Annotated in this window: 13 protein-coding genes; 3 read left to right on the top strand and 10 right to left on the bottom strand. The window is 62.7% G+C overall.

Going from position 1 to position 17,858, the window contains the following annotated elements; all coding sequences use genetic code 11:
• Positions 1 to 42: 42 nt before the first annotated feature.
• Complete coding sequence (locus tag R5R73_RS07025) at positions 43 to 1,143, bottom strand: FAD-binding oxidoreductase (protein WP_416221224.1); 1,101 nt, start codon at positions 1,141 to 1,143, stop codon at positions 43 to 45.
• A 429-nt stretch (positions 1,144 to 1,572) separates the two neighbouring features.
• Between R5R73_RS07025 and R5R73_RS07020 the strand changes: the two genes are divergently transcribed.
• Positions 1,573 to 2,862 (top strand): aromatic ring-hydroxylating oxygenase subunit alpha, encoded by a 1,290-nt coding sequence (locus tag R5R73_RS07020; protein WP_110635777.1) that lies wholly within the window; start codon positions 1,573 to 1,575, stop codon positions 2,860 to 2,862.
• A gap of 126 nt (positions 2,863 to 2,988) precedes the next feature.
• Here R5R73_RS07020 and R5R73_RS07015 read toward each other — a convergent pair whose 3' ends face one another.
• On the bottom strand, positions 2,989 to 5,040 hold the full coding sequence (locus R5R73_RS07015; RefSeq protein WP_110635780.1) for a TonB-dependent siderophore receptor: 2,052 nt from the start codon (positions 5,038 to 5,040) through the stop codon (positions 2,989 to 2,991).
• A gap of 240 nt (positions 5,041 to 5,280) precedes the next feature.
• Here R5R73_RS07015 and R5R73_RS07010 point away from each other — a divergent pair, with 240 nt between their 5' ends.
• On the top strand, positions 5,281 to 6,207 hold the full coding sequence (locus tag R5R73_RS07010) for an ABC transporter substrate-binding protein (protein WP_322529264.1): 927 nt from the start codon (positions 5,281 to 5,283) through the stop codon (positions 6,205 to 6,207).
• Positions 6,204 to 8,201, top strand: coding sequence for a Fe(3+)-hydroxamate ABC transporter permease FhuB (gene fhuB / locus R5R73_RS07005; RefSeq protein WP_322529263.1), 1,998 nt, complete (start codon positions 6,204 to 6,206; stop codon positions 8,199 to 8,201). Before R5R73_RS07010 ends, fhuB begins: the two co-directional genes overlap by 4 nt.
• Before the next feature lie 80 nt (positions 8,202 to 8,281).
• Here the strand turns inward: fhuB and R5R73_RS07000 are convergent, their stop codons facing one another.
• From R5R73_RS07000 to R5R73_RS06965, 8 genes are all read right to left on the bottom strand, one after another.
• A complete protein-coding gene (locus R5R73_RS07000) occupies positions 8,282 to 9,082 on the bottom strand; it encodes a sugar phosphate isomerase/epimerase family protein (protein WP_322529262.1) in 801 nt (266 codons plus the stop codon).
• Positions 9,083 to 9,167: 85 nt separating this feature from the next.
• Positions 9,168 to 9,413 carry a hypothetical protein gene (locus R5R73_RS06995; protein ID WP_071230300.1) on the bottom strand — a complete coding sequence of 82 codons (246 nt, stop codon included), beginning with the start codon at positions 9,411 to 9,413 and terminating at the stop codon, positions 9,168 to 9,170.
• Between the two features lie 105 nt (positions 9,414 to 9,518).
• Entirely contained in the window at positions 9,519 to 10,346 is an 828-nt protein-coding gene (locus tag R5R73_RS06990; protein WP_322529261.1) for an electron transfer flavoprotein subunit beta, read from the bottom strand.
• Positions 10,333 to 11,616 carry an electron transfer flavoprotein subunit alpha/FixB family protein gene (locus R5R73_RS06985; RefSeq protein WP_322529260.1) on the bottom strand — a complete coding sequence of 428 codons (1,284 nt, stop codon included), beginning with the start codon at positions 11,614 to 11,616 and terminating at the stop codon, positions 10,333 to 10,335. Before R5R73_RS06985 ends, R5R73_RS06990 begins: the two co-directional genes overlap by 14 nt.
• Complete coding sequence (locus R5R73_RS06980; protein ID WP_322529259.1) at positions 11,613 to 13,628, bottom strand: (Fe-S)-binding protein; 2,016 nt, start codon at positions 13,626 to 13,628, stop codon at positions 11,613 to 11,615. Before R5R73_RS06980 ends, R5R73_RS06985 begins: the two co-directional genes overlap by 4 nt.
• 206 nt (positions 13,629 to 13,834) lie before the next feature.
• Entirely contained in the window at positions 13,835 to 15,892 is a 2,058-nt protein-coding gene (dgcA, locus tag R5R73_RS06975; RefSeq protein WP_322529258.1) for a dimethylglycine demethylation protein DgcA, read from the bottom strand.
• 108 nt (positions 15,893 to 16,000) lie between these two features.
• Positions 16,001 to 16,531 carry a DUF5943 domain-containing protein gene (locus R5R73_RS06970; RefSeq protein ID WP_322529257.1) on the bottom strand — a complete coding sequence of 177 codons (531 nt, stop codon included), beginning with the start codon at positions 16,529 to 16,531 and terminating at the stop codon, positions 16,001 to 16,003.
• Positions 16,532 to 16,731: 200 nt separating this feature from the next.
• Positions 16,732 to 17,709, bottom strand: a complete 978-nt coding sequence (locus R5R73_RS06965; protein ID WP_071230294.1) for a dipeptidase — start codon at positions 17,707 to 17,709, stop codon at positions 16,732 to 16,734.
• Positions 17,710 to 17,858: the final 149 nt, after the last annotated feature.

The following is a 17,858-nucleotide window of genomic DNA, read 5'->3' as shown; positions in this document are numbered from 1 at the left end:
TTTCAGCTTGGAGCTTATGGCTTACCGCGCCGGCACAACGGGTCAAAAATCGATCACGACCTTGCCTCTCGGCTTCGAGCAACAGGAGAGAATGAAACCTTCGGCTTCGTCTTCCTCGGTGATGCCGCCGTTGTGCTCCATCTCGACCTCGCCTTCCAGCTTCATCACGCGGCAGGTGCCGCAGATGCCCATGCCGCAGGCCTTGGGAATATGCAGGCCGAGCTTGGCCGCCGCCGAGTGGATCGTGTCGTTCTCGCTGACGCGGATACTCTTGCCGCTGCCGGTGAACTCCACCGGCATCAGCGTCGCCGTATCGACCTCTTCGGCGTCGGCTTCGGCCTGCTCAGCCAGTTCCAGCACGTCCTCCTGGACGCTCAGCGGCGTCGCGCCGAAGGACTCCTGGTGGTAGCGCGACATGTCGAAGCCGTCTTCCAGCAGCACCTGACGCACCGCCTTCATGAAAGGTGTCGGTCCGCAGCAGAATACCTCCCGCTCGAGATAGTCCGGCGCCATCAACGTCAGCATCTGCCGCGTCAGGTAGCCCCGGAATCCGGACCAGGCCTGGCTGAGCTCGTCGCTGCGCTCGCAGACGATATGCAGGCGGAACTCCGGCAGGCGCGAGAACATGTGCACCAGTTCACGGTGATAGATGATGTCGTTGGGCGCCTGAGCGCAATGGATGAACTCCAGGTCGACGGCGGCATTGGTATCGAAGAACCAGCGCGTCATCGACATCAACGGCGTGATCCCGACCCCTCCCGATAGCATCAACACTTTCTCCGCCGGGTGATCGATGACGTTGAAATCACCGACTGGCCCGTGAACGACCATCGGGTCGCCGACCTTGAGATTGTCATGGAGCCAGTTCGAAACCTGGCCACCCGGCAGGCGCTTGACCGTGATCGAGAAGCTGTAGGGTATCGAGGGTGAACTGGAAATCGTGTAGGAGCGCATCACCGGCTGCCCGGCGATCTCCAGTTCCAGCGTGACGAACTGCCCCGGCTTGAAGAAGAACATCACCGGCTGGTCGGCCATGAAACAGAACGTCCGCACGTTCCAGGTTTCCTGAATGACCTTGACGCACCGCACCTGATGGCGGCCGTTGGTCCAGGTTTGCGTATTGACCGGATTGAAGAATTGCATCGTCACCGCGCTCGATCGGAGGAAGATGGCGCTGGCGAGACGACATCGGCCCGCACCGCCGCTTCCGGTGAATTATCCTCATGAGCGGATTCTGCGCACGCCGAGGCCGGCCGACTTGCCCATCAGCGACACAGGCATGCCAACCAACCCCAGCCGCCACCAAAACCTCGATGCAGAAACGAAAACTTACCTATCGTGACGCCCACGCAGTGCCATCGGCACTCCGGTATCGACCGGTGATGCCGCAGTGAGCATTTGTACCTGCCGGTCGGCCTGACATCGACGAATGTCGCGGGTGGACAATCTCATGGCCGACACCTAAGCGACACTTCGCCCAAAGGATGAATCATCGCCGCCACCTGCCATTCATGTCGTTCCCGCCGCGACATACGGAAACGACCCATATCTGTCATTGATGAGGATGCGACCATGTCACCACTTCCACGCGATAGCCTGGAGGATTCTCTCGCCAGTACACGTCAGGCCGTGGCCGACATGCTGGACCAGCGTGCCCCTGCCTTCTCGCTGCCGCAGCCGTTCTACAACGACCCGCGCCTGTTCGCACTGGACATGCAGAACGTGTTCGAGAAACAGTGGCTGTTCGCCGGCATGAGCTGCGAGATTCCCGCCAAGGGCAACTTCTTCAAGGTGGAGATCGGCAGCAACTCCGTCATCGTGGTGCGCGGCGCCGAGAATCGCATCCACGCTTTTCACAATGTCTGCCGCCATCGCGGCTCGCGGCTCTGCCTGAAGGACAAGGGCAAGGTCGCCAAGCTGGTCTGCCCCTACCATCAGTGGACCTACGAACTCGACGGCCGGCTGCTGTTCGCCGGCAGCGACATGGGCACCGATTTCGACATGAGCGCCTACGGTCTCAAACCGGTGGCGGTGAAGAGCGCGGGCGGATTCGTGTTCATCAACCTGAGCGACGACCCGGAACCGATCGACGATTTTCTCGTCTCGCTGGAACACTACCTCTCGCCCTACGAGATGGATAACGTCAAGGTCGCGGTGGAGTCCAACATCGTCGAGCGCGCCAACTGGAAGCTGGTGATCGAGAACAACCGCGAGTGCTACCACTGCAACGGCGCGCACCCGGAACTGCTCAACTCATTGATCGAATTCGACGACACCGACGATCCGCGCTCCACCGGCGAATATCGCGATCTGGTCGCCCGCAAGCAGGCCGACTGGACCGCCTGCGAAGTACCTTGGCAACTGGCGCGCTTCGGCAAGCGCAACCGCCTCACCCGCACGCCATTGATCGACGGCGTCGTCTCGATGACCCTGGATGGCAAACCCGGCTGCAACAAACTGATGGGGCGTATTCCCAACGCGGACATGGGTTCGCTGCGCATCCTGCATCTGCCCAATTCGTGGAACCATTTCATGGGCGATCACGCCGTGGTCTTCCGCGTATTGCCGTTGGGCCCGCAGGAGACACTGGTCACCACCAAATGGCTGGTTCACAAGGATGCCGTCGAAGGGGTCGACTATGACCCCGAGCGCCTGCGCCAGGTCTGGGATGCCACCAACGACCAGGACCGGCGTCTTGCCGAGGAAAACCAGCTCGGCATCAATTCGCTGGCGTATCAGCCGGGACCTTATTCGAAGACCTACGAATTCGGCGTGATCGACTTCATCGACTGGTACAGCGAAACGTTAAGGGCCAATCTCGGCGTCGAGACACCGAGCCACCTGCAGGTCGCTTCGCAATAGTTCTATCTCGTCCAGTCCGGGACCCACCGACGGACTCACCAACGAAAAAGGCGCCCCGTCCGGGGCGCCTGAGATTGGCGACAAAGCCGGCGTTGGGCCGGGCTCTCGTTCGGTGCGGAAACTGTATTACCAACGATATTTCAGACTGCCGATAACGCTGCGGGACTCACCGTAGTAGCACCAGTAGTCACAGCCGCTGACATAATCTTCATCCGTCAGATTGGTCACGTTGACCTGAGCGGTCCAGTGGGAATCGATATCGTAGCTCGCCATCGCGTCATACAGCGTGTAGGCCGCCACTTTCGTGTCGCTGTATTGAGGCGAGTCCACGCTGGTGCCGACATAGCGCACCCCGGCACCCAGATCCACCCCCTTCAACGCACCCTGTGCAAAGTCGTAATCCAGCCATAGCGATGCCTGATGGCGCGGAATCAGTCCGGCACGAAGCTCTTTCTGGGTATCGCTGACATCCAACGTCACATCGGTATAAGTATAGGCCGCAGTAACCTGAAGATTGTCGGTGACGTAGCCCACGCCCTCCAGTTCGAAACCGCGCGAGTGACGTTCCCCGCCCTGGTTGCTGGAAGCCCCTCCACTGGGATAGAGCGTGTCGCTCTCCTTGAGATCGAACACGGCCGCGGTGACATAGCCGTCCAGCCAATTGGGCGCGTACTTGAGCCCTAGCTCCCACTGTTTACCCTCGCTAGGCTGGTAGGCATCACCGTTCAGGTCATTGCCGATATTGGGCGTGAATGACTCGCTGTAGCTTAGATACGGCGACAGCCCGTAGTCGCCCAGATACATGACCCCGCCGGTGTAGGACATCTGGGTATCGTCATAACTCTGGTCTTCGCCGCCGTCCTGCTTGTTGGTCACGTCGACGCTATCGTGCCGTGCCCCGGCGAGCAGAATCCAGCGATCGTAGAGGCGCAACTGATCCTGCACATAGACGCCGATCTGCTCCTTGCCCTGATCGTAGTAGGTCGGATCGCCGGGTTCACCGACACCGCTATTGTGAGGGTCGAAGATATCGATGGTGTCGTAGGCGAAGTTGTCGCGACTGAGATAGTCGGCGTCCAGATGCTGATAATCCAAGCCCACCAACAACGTGTTTTCGGTGTTATCCGTATACCAGCTACCGATCATGCGGTTGTCGATGGTAAAGGCGTCGTAGCTACCGTCGCGATAGGTCAGGCCACGCTGCGCGGTACGATCATCGAGCATATACGAGGGGTAAGCGGTTCGCAGAAACAGGTCCAGGGAAGCGAGACGTGCGTTCTGCTGGAATTCCCAGGTATCGTTGAAAGTGTGCTCGAGCTCATAGCCAACCGCGATCTGCTCATGCTCGAGACGATCGTTGTCGTTGTCACCGAGGTCCGTATCCCGATCCACCTTGCCAAAAGGCGTATCATTGACGGAGCCGTAAGGCAGATAGAATACGTTGGCGGGCGTGCCGTGATCGCGCTGATAGCTGGCCAGCAGCGTCAGCGTGGTGTCATCGGAGAGATCCACCGCCAGGCTCGGAGCAAAATAGACCCGCTCGTTATCGGTGCCATCGAGTTCACCGTCCTGATCTCGAAACAGACCGACAAAACGGTAGCGCACATCACCGCTGTCGGTGACCGGACCGGACGTATCGATGCCGACCTGGCGATGCCCTTTGTTACCGCCCTGGATCTCGAACAACCCTTGCGTCTCTTCCGTCGGCCGCTTGCTGACGGCGTTGACGATACCGCCGGGAGGCGCCTCACCATAGAGAATCGAGGCCGGCCCCTTCAGAAAATCGACCCGTTCGAGGCCGAACGGCTCGGTCTTCCACCACAGGTAGCCAGCCTCGCGGAACAGACGCAAGCCATCCTGATAGGTCGAATCCTCGCCCGAGAATCCCCGAAAAAAGAACCAGTCCGCCTTGGCGTCGTTACCATAGGGCGAAGACAGTGCGCCGGAACGATAACGCAGCACCTGGTCATATCTGTTGACCGATCGTTTCTCCAGTTCCGAGTCGCTGACGACGGAGGTCGCGCGTGGCGTTTCCAGCAGCGGCGTATCGACCTTGAGCGCTGTCCCGGTAACGACCACCGTATCGTTGTTGACTGTCGACTCCTGCGCGAGAGCATTTCCGGCGTAGATCAACAGCAACGAACCGCCGACGGCGGCAAAGGTGTTCCCTGATTTCATCGGATCGAGTGCCCGTTCATGACGTGGTGGAAGCCGGCGGCGTCCGACCGGCGATTATTCTCGCATATCATTGTAAATAACAATCATTACTATGTGTATCAGCAATTCGCTTTCGCTCACTTTCCTCGATTGATAACGATTGTCATTCGATCTACCATCACCGCCCAACGCCGCTTCCAGCGCCCTCTCGAGTTAGCGGGCGTCTGCGTCATCGTTTCCCGTTGCCAGGAACCCGTCATCTTGTCGCGTGCCCGTCCTATCCCTGCTCTCCTTGCACTCGCCATGACCGTGCTGCTGGGGTTGGCTACCGCGCTTGCGAGCACGCCAGCGAATGCCGGTTCGCCGCCATTGCGGATCGCCGCCGCCAACTGGACGGTCGCGGAAACGCTGATTGCGCTTGGCGTCGTGCCCTATGCCGTTTCCGATATCCCCAATTACAACGCCTGGGTCAAGGCACCCCCGATTCCTGATTCGACGTTGGATATCGGTCTGCGCAACGAGCCCAATCTCGAACTGCTGGCCCAGGATCCGCCCGATCTGCTGCTGACCAGCGCGCTGTTCTCCCGCGACAATGCCCGTCTCGAACGGCTGATGCCGGTCAGGATGATCGACAACTTCTATACCGACGCGCCGTTTTACGAAGCGACGCTGGCCATGACCCGCAAAATCGCGCAGCTGACCGATCGCGAGCCGCAGGCGGAGGCGTTGATCGCCGAAACCGATCAGGTGCTGGAAGAGACGGCCCGGGCATTGCAGGGCTTCAAGGCGCCGCTCTATATCGTCCAGTTCAGCGACGCGCAGCACGTGCGTGTCTTCGGCCACGGCAACATGGTGGGCACGCTCTTTTCCCGCACCGATCTGACCAACGCCTGGACGGGCCCCACCAATGCCTGGGGTTATGCCAGCATCCCGATCGACCTCCTGGCCGAGCGACCCGATGCACGGATCGTCGTCATCGAACCGTATCCACGCGGTGTCGGCGAGGCACTGAAAGACAATCGGATCTGGCAGCATCTGCCGGCGGTGCGTGAAGGTCGCGTGAGCTTCATCGAGCCCATCTGGCCCTACGGCGGGTTGATCTCTCTGCAGCGGCTCGCCCGCTCGCTGGTCGCCGTCAGCGACAGGATCCCGCCCGCGGACCCGGCAACCGAGGAAGGCGCGCCATGACGCTTCGTGCCCGCTCGCCGGCCTGGTTCGCCCTGGCCCTGTTGCTGTTGGCGGTGTGCCTGGGGGCCGCCACCTTGCAGACTCAGTTTGCCGACCTCTCGGGACACTGGTGGCAGGCGATCCTCTCTCCGGACGATGACCAGATCCGGCAGATCGTGATGCACTATACCTTCGCCCCGAGGCTACTGGTCGCGCTGCTGGGCGGTGCCGCCCTGGCGCTGGCGGGCTGCCTGATGCAGCAGGTACTGCGCAACCCGCTGGCTTCCCCGGCAACCCTGGGGGTCACCAGCGGCGCGCAGTTGGCGCTGGTCATCGCCACGCTATGGGCGCCGAGCTGGATGCTGGCCGGACGCGAATGGATCGCGCTACTGGGCGGCATCGCGGCAACGCTGCTGGTCTTCGCGCTCTCCTGGAAGCGACGGCTGGCGCCGATGGTGGTGGTGCTGTCCGGCATGGTGGTCAGCCTCTACTTCAGCGCCATCAACAGTGCGCTGCTGCTTTTCCATCAGGAGAGCCTGTCGGGGCTATTCATCTGGGGAGCGGGGGCGCTCGCTCAGGACAACTGGCACGACACGCAGTTTTTGCTTCTGCGCCTGTTTATCGTGGTGCTGCTGGCACTTCTGCTGCTGCGCCCGCTGTCGCTGCTCGATCTGGAAGAGGATGGTGCCCGGAGCCTGGGCATCTCGCTACGCAAGCTACGCTTCGCCGGCCTGGGGCTGGGCATCTTCATCACGGCCTGCGTGGTCAGCGCGATCGGGCTGATTGGCTTCATCGGTCTGGCCTCGCCGGCTATCGCGCGATTGTCCGGCGCCCGCACGCTGCCCCAGCGACTCGTCTGGTCGATGATCCTGGGCGCTCTCCTGCTTGCGGTGACGGATCTCGCCGTACAGCAGCTCGCGCCGTTCACCGCCTCCCTGCTGCCGACGGGCGCAATGACTGCGGCCCTCGGCGCTCCGCTGCTGCTCTGGCTTCTGCCACGCCTCAAAGTCGGCGGATCCCGGCCGACACCCAGCACGGGCCTGACGCTGCCGCGCCTTGCGCATCCTCGCCATCGCCTGTGGGTGCTGGGCGCAATGACACTCATCGCCTGCGCACTGGCCCTCGTCGTCGGCTTCATGCTCGACAGCCACTCGAAATATCTCAGCCTGGCCGGTATCGACGACCTGGCGCTGATCGTCGACTGGCGGTTGCCTCGTGTCGCCACCGCCGCAGCGGCCGGGCTGATGCTGGCCGTCGCCGGCACGCTGCTGCAGCGGATGACCGGCAACCCCATGGCCAGCCCGGAAGTGCTGGGCATCAGCGCCGGCGTGGCGATCGGCGTCATCGCGCTAATGCTGTTGCCTCTGGGCATCGCCCCGCTCAGCGGGTCCGTGATGGGATTCAGCGGCGCGACCGTGGCCCTGCTGGTCCTGATCGTCTGCAACCGTCGCAGTGGCTTCGCGCCGGAAAGGCTGCTGCTGACCGGGATCGCCATTTCGTCGCTGCTGGATGCCATGCGCGCCATCGTGCTGGCCAGTGAAGATCCGCGTGCGCAGCAGCTGCTCTCCTGGCTGGGCGGCTCGACCTACTACGCCAGCCTTACCTCCAGCGCCTGGATCTTGGTCATCGCGATCATGCTGTTCGCGCTGGCGCTGCCGTTGCAGCGCTGGCTCACGTTGCTGCCGCTGGGCGCCCCCACCGCCAGGGCGCTGGGCATGGACGTGGACCGGAGCCGCCTGGTGCTGCTCGCGCTGGTGGCCTTGCTGACGGTCGCGGCGACGCTGGTGATCGGCCCGCTCTCGTTCATCGGGCTCATGGCCCCGCACATGGCACGCCTGATGGGCTTCCATGGCGCCCGCCACCAACTGCTCGGTGCCGGACTACTGGGGATGCTGGTAATGGTGACCGCCGACTGGCTGGGCAGGAACCTGTTCTTCCCCTACCAATTGCCGGCGGGATTGATCGCCGCGCTGATCGGCGGCGTCTACTTCATGTGGGGTTTGCGGAGGCTCTGAGAGCTGTTCACGGGGAACGCTTTGGATTTGGAAGGGCAGCGTCGGCCGCGAGCATTTGTCGCCGACGCAAGAGGTACGGACTAGGCCGCGTAGCTGCGCCAGATCTCCAGCGAGCGGGAGAGTTCATCTTCCAGAATACGGCGATTGCCATCGCTTGCCACTGGCGAACCCGGATCATGCATCGGCGGCAAGCACTCCATGATTACCGGCCCCTCGAACCCGATCCGCTCCAGCGCCTCGAATTGCGCCGTAAAGTTCACCATCCCGCTACCGATGCCGCCGCGCGTCGAGTCCGAGACGTGATAGATCGATAACGTATCACGGCTCGATTCGATCGCGGCGACGGGATCGGACTCCTCCAGATTCATATGATAACTATCGAGAATCAGCCCCAGTTCGGGACGATCGATGGCCCGCACCAGACGATTACCCTCTTCCGCCGTATGAATCATTGGTACCTCCTGGCGGTTGGCGACTTCGTAGACGAGCTGGATCTGCCGCTCGCTAGCGTAGCCAGCCAGTTCCCGACACGCTTCGACCAGCGCATCGAAGGGCGTCGGATGCCCCTGGACCCAAAACGAGAGGATCGGCAACGTGACAATGGGCGCTCCCAGTTCGGCGGCGCGGTCGATCACCTGACGATAGGCATCGATGCCCTGCGCGACATCCGGCGCCTCGCCCGCCTGCGGCCCGATTCGCTGAGCTTCCACCGCCAACAGGGCCACTCCACGCCGATCGAGCGCTTCTCGGATCGCAGCCGGCGTATCGCGCTCCCACAGTTCGTTGATCTGGACACCGTCGAAGCCCAGTTCGACCACCTTGTCCAGCAGCAGATCCAGATCGTCGATACCTAGCGTCCAAGTGCAGATGCCAATTGCCATGCGTTCTATCCTCTATCGCGTTGCTCGATCTTTCAGCATAGGCAAGGGTCGGCGATACCGGAAATCGGCAGCTATCGCGGTGCGCTCAGGCGCCGTTGAACGCGGGCAAGAGATGGCGCTCTATCGCCTCCCGGACCGACGGCAACATCACGTCGGTGTGCTGCATCAGGTCGCGAATGGCCGGCTCCAGCCCTTCGACACCCCTGGCACGATGGCAACCCGCCGCCAGCCGGGCACAGGTCTCGGGGCATGCCTCTTCAGGGATACGCACGCCCAGCGAGGTCAGCCGCTGACGAAAATCTTCCCCATCGATAAGATCGACGATCATCATGTCTCGTCTCCCGTTCGGTCGTTGATTCACCTCTCGCGCTGGCAAAGGAGCGATCATGTCGTCCACTGGCCAGCTGCCCTCGTCGAGAATGCCGAAGCTGCTCGATTACGACATCTCATCGTTCAGTATCTTCTCTTCACGCAGATAGGCAATTAGCCTATCGGCCGCCTGTTCGGGGGTCAGATCGGTCAGCACCTGGCCACCGGCGGCCGATGACTTGGCCGCCGCGGCCCGGAAGCGATCCCGCGCATTGCCGGACTTGACGACCTTGAGCCGCTTGGGGCGGGCTCGTGCCGGCTGCCATTGCCATTCGCCGCTGGCCGAATCCTCTTCGGCGGTCAGCCCGTCGACCACATGAATGCGGCCCCGTCTTGCCGGGCCGAAAGCGCTCTGGCGCGGAGGGGGCGCCAGAGCATCGACAGTGATCAAGCAAGGCAGCGACACCTCCAGTCGGCGGCGTTGCCCCTGCGGCAGCACCTGCAGCAGAGTGACGCGATCCGCGCCGACCCTTTCGATCGTGGCGGCGCCGGATACGATCGTCCATCCCAGCCGTTCGGCGAGCAGATAGGGCAGCAACCCGGAGCCCTCGCCACATTCGGCGCGCTGCCCGGCAAGCACCAGCCGACAGCCGCTGTTCGCCAGCCATGTCGCCAGCAACGGCACGGCATCGTCGGCGGTCGTCATCGGTAGCAGCGCCAGCTCTCCCTGGGCGGCGGAATCGTCCAGTCCATGATACATACCCAGATAGTCGCGCAGCGCAGGCTCCTCGGCGTTGCCTGCGTGGACGAGTTGCAGGCGCGCCCCGGCCAGCGTCAAGCCCATCTCGACGGCTCGCGCATCCTCCCGGGCGCGTCCCGGCCGCCCGGAAACCGGATGATGTCCGCTGGAGACCAGCGCCACGACCGGGCATGCGGCAGCGTCAGGCGGCGTCATGATAGCGCTCTCCACGAGATTCGGTGGTGACATCGGCCATCGGCTTCCCCAACCGTGCGCACACTGCCGCCAGCACGGCATCGCCATCGGCGATGAGCGCCAGATCGGCACGCTTGACCATATCGCAACCCGGATCGCGGTTGATCGCGACGACCCGCTGGCATTTGGCGATGCCCTGAAGATGCTGGACCGCGCCGGAGATCCCCACCGCGATGTAGCAACTGGCGGAGACGAACGTTCCCGTCGCCCCGACCTGCCGGGTGCGGGGCATGTTGCCGTCGTCGACGGCCACCCGCGAGGCGCCCTCGCTGGCCCCCAGCACCTCGGCGGCGTGATGGAAGCCCACCCAATCGCCGATACCACGACCGGCGGAGAGAATGAACGGCGCCTGGGCCAGCGGAATCTGCTGCGGATCCACCGCGACCCGGCCGAGATCGACGACTCCGACCGCGGTCATGTCCGAGGTCATGGAGCCGGCCGCGTCGATCGATATTGGCCGCGCCTCGTGCCGTGTCTCGCTGACCGGCTCGGCGCACTCGGGCAGCGCCAGCAGAATAAGCGGGAGTTCGCGCTGGATATCCTGCCGCCCTCCCGCCCGCGACAGGCCAAGACCCTTGGAGATCTGCCACACCCGCGTCGCCGCTCGCGCGTTGGCGCCATGACTGGAAGAGCGGGAAAGCCGCGCCGCCAGACGTCGACCAAGATCGCCGCCACCGGGGAAGCTATCCGCGAACAGCCAATGCCGTGGCGTCATTGCCGTCTCCACGCTCAGCAGCGCCGCGAGACGTGATTCCGGATCGTAACAGTCACCTTCGACCCATGCCGACAGGTCGATCCAGCGGTCGGCGCCGGCCTCTTCCAGCCCCGCCACCGCGCCCTGGAATGTGACCGCCGTGACAGCGAGCGACTGCCCATCGGCCAACTGCCTGGCCAGACCCAACAGATCCCGATCATGATCGCTCAGTCGTCCTTCCGGGCACTCCGGCACCACCATGACGAAGCCGGCCGGATCGTCGATCACCACCATGCGGCGCGAAGGCCCGCTCTCGATTGGCGATGATGTCGGCGGCTGCGCCTCGACGACGGCACCGCTGCGGTCGATTCGCCTGATGCCGTTGGGGCCGACGGCGCCGATCGCATGTGGATCGATTCGTGTCACGCCATTGGGGCCGGTCCAGCGCCAGGCCGGATGCATGAACTCCTGATAGCGCGGGTGGAGCCGATTGCGCCGGATCCGTTCGGCGTGGGGGTCGATGCGTCTGACATTCATGCCGGTTCCTCCTCGCGACTCGGGCTCGAGACAGCGACACTCGCTTCGGGCTCGGCCGATGCCGGCGTCACCAGCGCATCGGCCACCAGCTCGGCCAGATCCTTGATTTGCGGCCGCGGCTCGACCACGCCTTCCAGCATCGCGGTGCATTGCGGGCAGGCGACGGCAACCGTAGTGGCCCCCGTTGCACGCGCGTCCTCCATGCGCATGTCGGGAATGCGCGCGCGACCTGGGAGATCGGCGGGCACGTCGGAAAGCGCCGCCCCGCCACCGCCGCCGCAGCAGCGCGAGCGGAACCCGGAACGTTCCATCTCGGCCACGTCGAGCCCCAGCGCCGACAATATCTGGCGCGGCGCGGCGAACTCGCCGTTGTAGCGCCCCAGATAGCAGGGATCGTGGTAAGTGATCGTTTCACGTCGTTCGGGCGTTGCGACATTCAACCGGCCGGCATCGAACAGCTCGGCGATGAACGTCGAGTGATGCAGAACCCGGTAGTCGCCGCCGAAGGCAGGATACTCGCGACCCAGGACGTGCAAACTGTGCGGGTCCGCCGTGACGATGCGCTGAAAGCGGTAGCGCGAGAGCGTGGCGATATTGCGCTCAGCGAGACGCTGGAAGGTCGCCTCGTCGCCCAGCCGTCGGGCGACGTCGCCGCTGTCGCGCTCTTCATTGCCGAGCACGGCGAAGTCGACGTCACCGGCGCGCAGAATCTTCACCAATGCACGCAGCGTGCGCTGATTGCGCATGTCGAAAGCGCCATCGCCCAGCCACAGCAGCACGTCGACGCCCTCGGGACGATCCTGAATACGCGGAATCTCCAGATCCGCCGCCCAGTCGAGACGCGAGGCGTTGTCCAGTCCGCCGGGGTTGTCGGTGGCGATCAAATTGTCGATCGCCACCGCGCCTTTTTCCGGCGTTTCGCCTCGCTCCAGGGTGAGGAAGCGGCGCATGTCGACAATGGCGTCGACATGCTCGATCAGCATCGGGCACTCCTCGACGCAGGCTCGACACGTCGTACAGGCCCACAGCGTTTCTGCCTCGACAAGCTGCGGCACGATGGCCTGTTCCGGCGCCCCCTGGTGTTTGCCCACCTCGATCCCCGGATATGGAGATCCGGCATAGTGCGCATCAGAGCCACCGGCCATGCCGACGACCATGTCCTGAATCAGCTTCTTGGGGTTGAGCGGCTGCCCCGCCGCGAATGCCGGACAGACCGCCTGACAGCGCCCGCACTGCACGCAGGCATCGAAGCCCAGCAGTTGATTCCACTGGAAATCCGCCGGCTTTTCCACGCCCAGCTTCGACGCGGTCAGGTCGAGCGGGAACAGCGCCGTCGACCGGCTGCCGCGATGGACATCGTGCGTCTTTTCCAAGGTCGCGCCGGGATGCTGATCATCGAAGCGCTCGGGGCGACGATGGAACGCCAGGTGCATCGAGCCGGCGAAGGCGTGCTTCATCGGTCCGCCCCAGCCCATGCCGACGATCATCTCGAGCATGCCCCACGCAACCAGAGCGATTAGGAGTACGGCCAACAGCCCGCCGCCTAGCATGGTCGGCGCCACGCCGACGAGCGGTAGACTGACCAGAAGCATGCCCAGCGAATAGGCCAGCAGACTTTTCGACAGCCGCTGCCACGGACCCCGAGACAGCTTCCGCGGTGGGTTCAAACGCCGCCGATTGACCGCCAGCGCACCTATGAACATGACCGCGCTCGCTGCTAGCAGCAGCCCACCGAGAATCGGATTGCGCCAGCCGAAGCCATGGACGACGATTGCCAGCACCATCGCCGCGACGAAGCCTCCGGCCGTCGCCACGTGGGTGTGCGCCATCGCCTTGTCGCGAGCGACAATGTGGTGCAGATCATTCAGGTAGCGCTTCGGCACACGCAGCATGTTCCGCCACACGACCGATGTCCGCTGGCCCTGGCGCCACAGGCGGATGCGACGCGCCGCACCGATAGCACCCACGATCAGCGCCGCGAAGATCAGAATAGGGAGTAGCGTCTGCAGCATGTTCTGCTCCTCGTTTGGACGCCTCTACAGAAGCCGTAAGCCGTAAGCCGTAAGCCGTAAGCCGTAAGCCGTAAGCCGTAAGCCGTAAGCCGTAAGCCGTAAGCCGTAAGCCAGGAACAACTGCTTTCATCTGCACAATCAAGGGTTTCGCTTTTGATTTTTCTTACAGCTTGAAGCTGATGGCTTACAGCTCTTCCGCTCGTGGCTCACAGATCCTTCAGTAATCGCAACGCATCATAGATCGCCGCGTACGTATTCCTCGGCGCCACGCAGTCCCCCAGCCGGAACAGCGCGAATTCGCCACTTTCGGAAAGCGTCGGCTGTGGCTGAATGGCGTAGAGCGCTTCGAGATCGATCTGGCCGCGATTGCGCGAACGCTCCTTGAGCGCGTAGTAGAGCGATTCGTCTGGACGCACGCCGTTTTCGACGATCACCTGGTCGACTACCCGCTCCTCGTGCTCGCCGGTGTATTCGTTCTCCAGCAGAGCCACCAGCTTGTCGCCTTCGCGGTAGACCTTTTGCAAAGCCAGGTCGCCGGTCATCACCACGGCGTTCTGGTAGAGACTGCGGTAGTAGGTCGGGAAGGTGGTGCCACCGATCGCCACGCCGGGCTTGGTGTCGTCGGTGACGATCTCCACCGTGGCGCCCTGACTGGCACAGTAATCCGCCGTCGACATGCCGCTGAATTCGCACATGGTGTCGTAGATCAGCACGTTCTTGCCCGGCTCGACCTTGCCTGAAAGGATGTCCCAGCTGCTGACCACCAGCCCTTCCTCCGCGCCCCATTCGGAGACTTGCTCCAGGAACGGGTGGCCGCCGTTGGCGAGGACCACCACGTCCGGCTGCCGATCGCGGATCATCGAATCATCGGCGCGTGTTTCCAACTGGATATCGACGCCGAGCCGTGCAAGCTCCATTTCGTACCAGCGGGTGATGCCGGCGATCTGGTCGCGCTGTGGTGCCTTCGCCGCCAGCGTGATCTGCCCGCCCAGTTGAGGCTGGGCCTCGAACAACGTGACGTCGTGACCACGTTCGGCAGCGACCCGTGCCGCTTCCATGCCGCCGGGGCCGCCACCGACGACGACGACACGGCGGAGAGGTCCGGTGGTCTTCTCGATGATGTGCGGCAGCCCCATGTACTCCCGCGAGGTCGCCGCATTCTGGATGCAGAGCACATCGAGCCCCTGGTACTGACGATCAATGCAGTAGTTGGCGCCGACGCACTGACGAATCCGGTCGACGTTGCCGGCCTTGACCTTGGCGATCAGGTGAGGGTCGGCGATATGGGCGCGGGTCATGCCGACCAGATCCACATAGCCGCCCTCGAGCACCCGTTCGGCCTGGGTCGGGTCCTTGATGTTCTGGGCGTGGATCACCGGGACCGAGACCACTTCCTTGATCCCCGCCGCCAGATGCAGGAATGGCTCCGGCGGGTAGGACATGTTGGGGATCACGTTGGCCAGCGTGTCGTGAGTGTCGCAGCCGGAACCGACGACGCCGAAGAAATCGACCATGCCGGTGGCGTCGTAGTAGGCGGCGATCTGCTTCATGTCGTCCTGGGAGAGGCCGTCCGGGTGGAACTCGTCGCCGCAGATGCGCATACCGACGCAAAAATCCTCGCCGACCTCGGCGCGCACCGCCTTGAGTACTTCCATGCCGAAGCGCATGCGGTTCTCGAAGCTGCCGCCCCACTGGTCGGTGCGCTTGTTGACGCGCGGGCTCCAGAACTGATCGATCAGATGCTGGTGGACAGCGGAGAGTTCGCAGCCGTCGAGACCGCCCTCCTTGACGCGCCGCGCGCCCTGAGCGAAATCCGAGATCACCCGCCAGATTTCCTCTTCCTCGATGGTCTTGCAGGTGGCGCGGTGAACCGGCTCGCGGATACCGGAAGGCGACATCAAGGTCGACCAGTGGTGGCCGTCCCAGCGGGAGCGGCGTCCCATATGGGTGATCTGGATCATGATCTTGCCGCCGTGCTTGTGCACCGCATCGGCGAGATTCTGAAAATGCGGAATGATGCGATCGGTCGAGACGTTGACCGAACTCCACCACTGCTGGGGGCTATCGATGGAAACCGGCGAGGAGCCGCCGCAGATGGCGAGCCCCACGCCGCCCTTCGACTTCTCTTCATAGTATTTGACGTAACGCTCGGTGGTCATGCCGCCGTCGGTGGCGTAGACCTCGGCGTGTGCGGTACTGACCACGCGATTGCGAATGGTCAGCTTGCCGATCTGTATCGGCTTGAACAATGCCTCGTATGCCATCGCAATCACCTCACATGGACCGACTCGAAAGCTGGCTTCTCACCGGCTTTCCAAGTCGATCTCGTTACTCACGAATTTACTGAACTATTTATCGCCTTCACGTCTTTTCTAGAGAGACGTGACCTCGAAATAGCCCACGTCATGGCCTTCTTCAGCCCCGCTCTGCGTCTGCTCCGCGCGGGTACGAATATCGCTGCCGCGGGCCTCGAGAATCTGGTCCATGGCGCCGGCGAACCAGCCGGTGAACATGTACTCTTCGCGCTTGCCGGTCTTGCCGAGCTGGTAGACAAAACAGGAGTGCTCCAGACGTATCTTGGCGGTGCCCGCGTCGAGATCGATCTCTTCGGTGACGAATTTTCCCCAGCCACGCTGGGACAGGCGATTCATGTAGTGCTCGAACACCGCCACGCCCTCGATACCGTGAAGCTCCGCTTCCTTCTCGCACCAGTACCAGGCCGACTTGTAGCCGGCGTCGTAGAGAATCTTCGCGTACGCCTCGACGCCCAGTGCCTGCTCGACGGCAGTGTGGTTGTTGATGAAGAAGTGCCGTGGCACGTAGAGCATCGGCAGCGCATCGGTAGTCCAGACACCGGTCTCGCTATCGACATAGATCGGCAGTTCGGGGGCCATTGCAGTCATCTCGTTTACCTCGGAAATTGTTCTTTGAGCTTCGGGCTTCGAGCTTCGAGCTTCGAGCTTCGAGCTTCGAGCTTCGAGCAAGAAATCGTCGGCTTCGGACGCTAAAACAGAAGGTGCGAGCAAGATCTTTGGGCTTTCGCGTTATCGAGCACCAAACTCAAAAACTCACTAACCTGCTCGCGGCTCGAAGCTCGTCGCTGCTACTCGCCCCAGACATCCTTCAAGACTCGAACCCAGTTCTCCCCCATGATCTTCCGCACCACCGGCTCGGAAAGGCCGTGATCCAGCAGCGCCTGGGTCAGGTTGGGGAACTCGCCGATGGTGCGGATGCCTTTGGGATTGATGATCTCGCCGAAGCGGGTCAGACGGCGGGCGTAGCCCTTGTCGTGAGTCAGCCACTCGAAGAAGGCTTCGTCCTGGCCCTGGGTGAAGTCGGTGCCGATGCCGATCGCGTCTTCGCCGACGATGTTCATGATGTAGACGATCGCTTCGACGTAGTCCTCGACCGTGGCATTGACACCAGCGCGCAGGAACGGGGTGAACATGGTGACACCGACGAAACCGCCGTGATCGGCGATGAATTTGAGTTCATCGTCGCGCTTGTTGCGCGGATGTTCCTTGAGTCCGGTAGGCAGGCAGTGGGAGTAGCAGACCGGTTTTTTCGATTCCAGTATGACCTCTTCCGAAGTCTTGGAACCGACGTGGGAGAGATCGCACATCATGCCGACCCGATTCATTTCGGCGATCACCTCGCGGCCGTAGCCGGAAAGCCCGCCGTCGCGTTCGTAGCAGCCGGTGCCGACCAGATTCTGGGTGTTGTAGCAGAGCTGGGTAATGCCGACGCCGAGCTTCTTGAATATCTCGATGTAACCCAGCTTGTCCTCGAAGGCGTAAGCATTCTGGAAGCCGAGAATGATGCCGGTCTTGCCCTCCTCCTTGGCACGCGTGATGTCACGTGTGGTCATCACCGGGCGCACCAGCTCGGCGTTGTCGCGCATCAGTTGATTCACGCTGACGATGTTATCGACGGTGGATTCGAAATCCTCCCACACCGAAACCGTGCAGTTGGCGGCGGTGAGACCGCCCTTGCGCATATCCTCGAACAGCGCTCGATCCCATTTGGCGATGATCAGACCGTCGATGATGATGGCATCGTCGTGCAGGGATGACGTCGACATGCGGTACTCCTCCTCGGTTGCGCGCCCTCGGTGTTGGCATTGTGAAGAGACTTCTCGGTGAAGCCTCAAAGGCGACTGTTCCGCGCAGCATATCCCCCCACCCAACCGCTCCGCCGACCGAAAGCGAATCCGAGTGTTCCAATAGCGTC

The organism is Salinicola sp. LHM (genome assembly GCF_034479735.1).
Classification (GTDB): Bacteria; Pseudomonadota; Gammaproteobacteria; order Pseudomonadales; family Halomonadaceae; genus Salinicola; species Salinicola salarius.
Note: the sequence above shows the minus strand (reverse complement) of the source record. Positions and strands in the feature narration are given on the sequence as shown.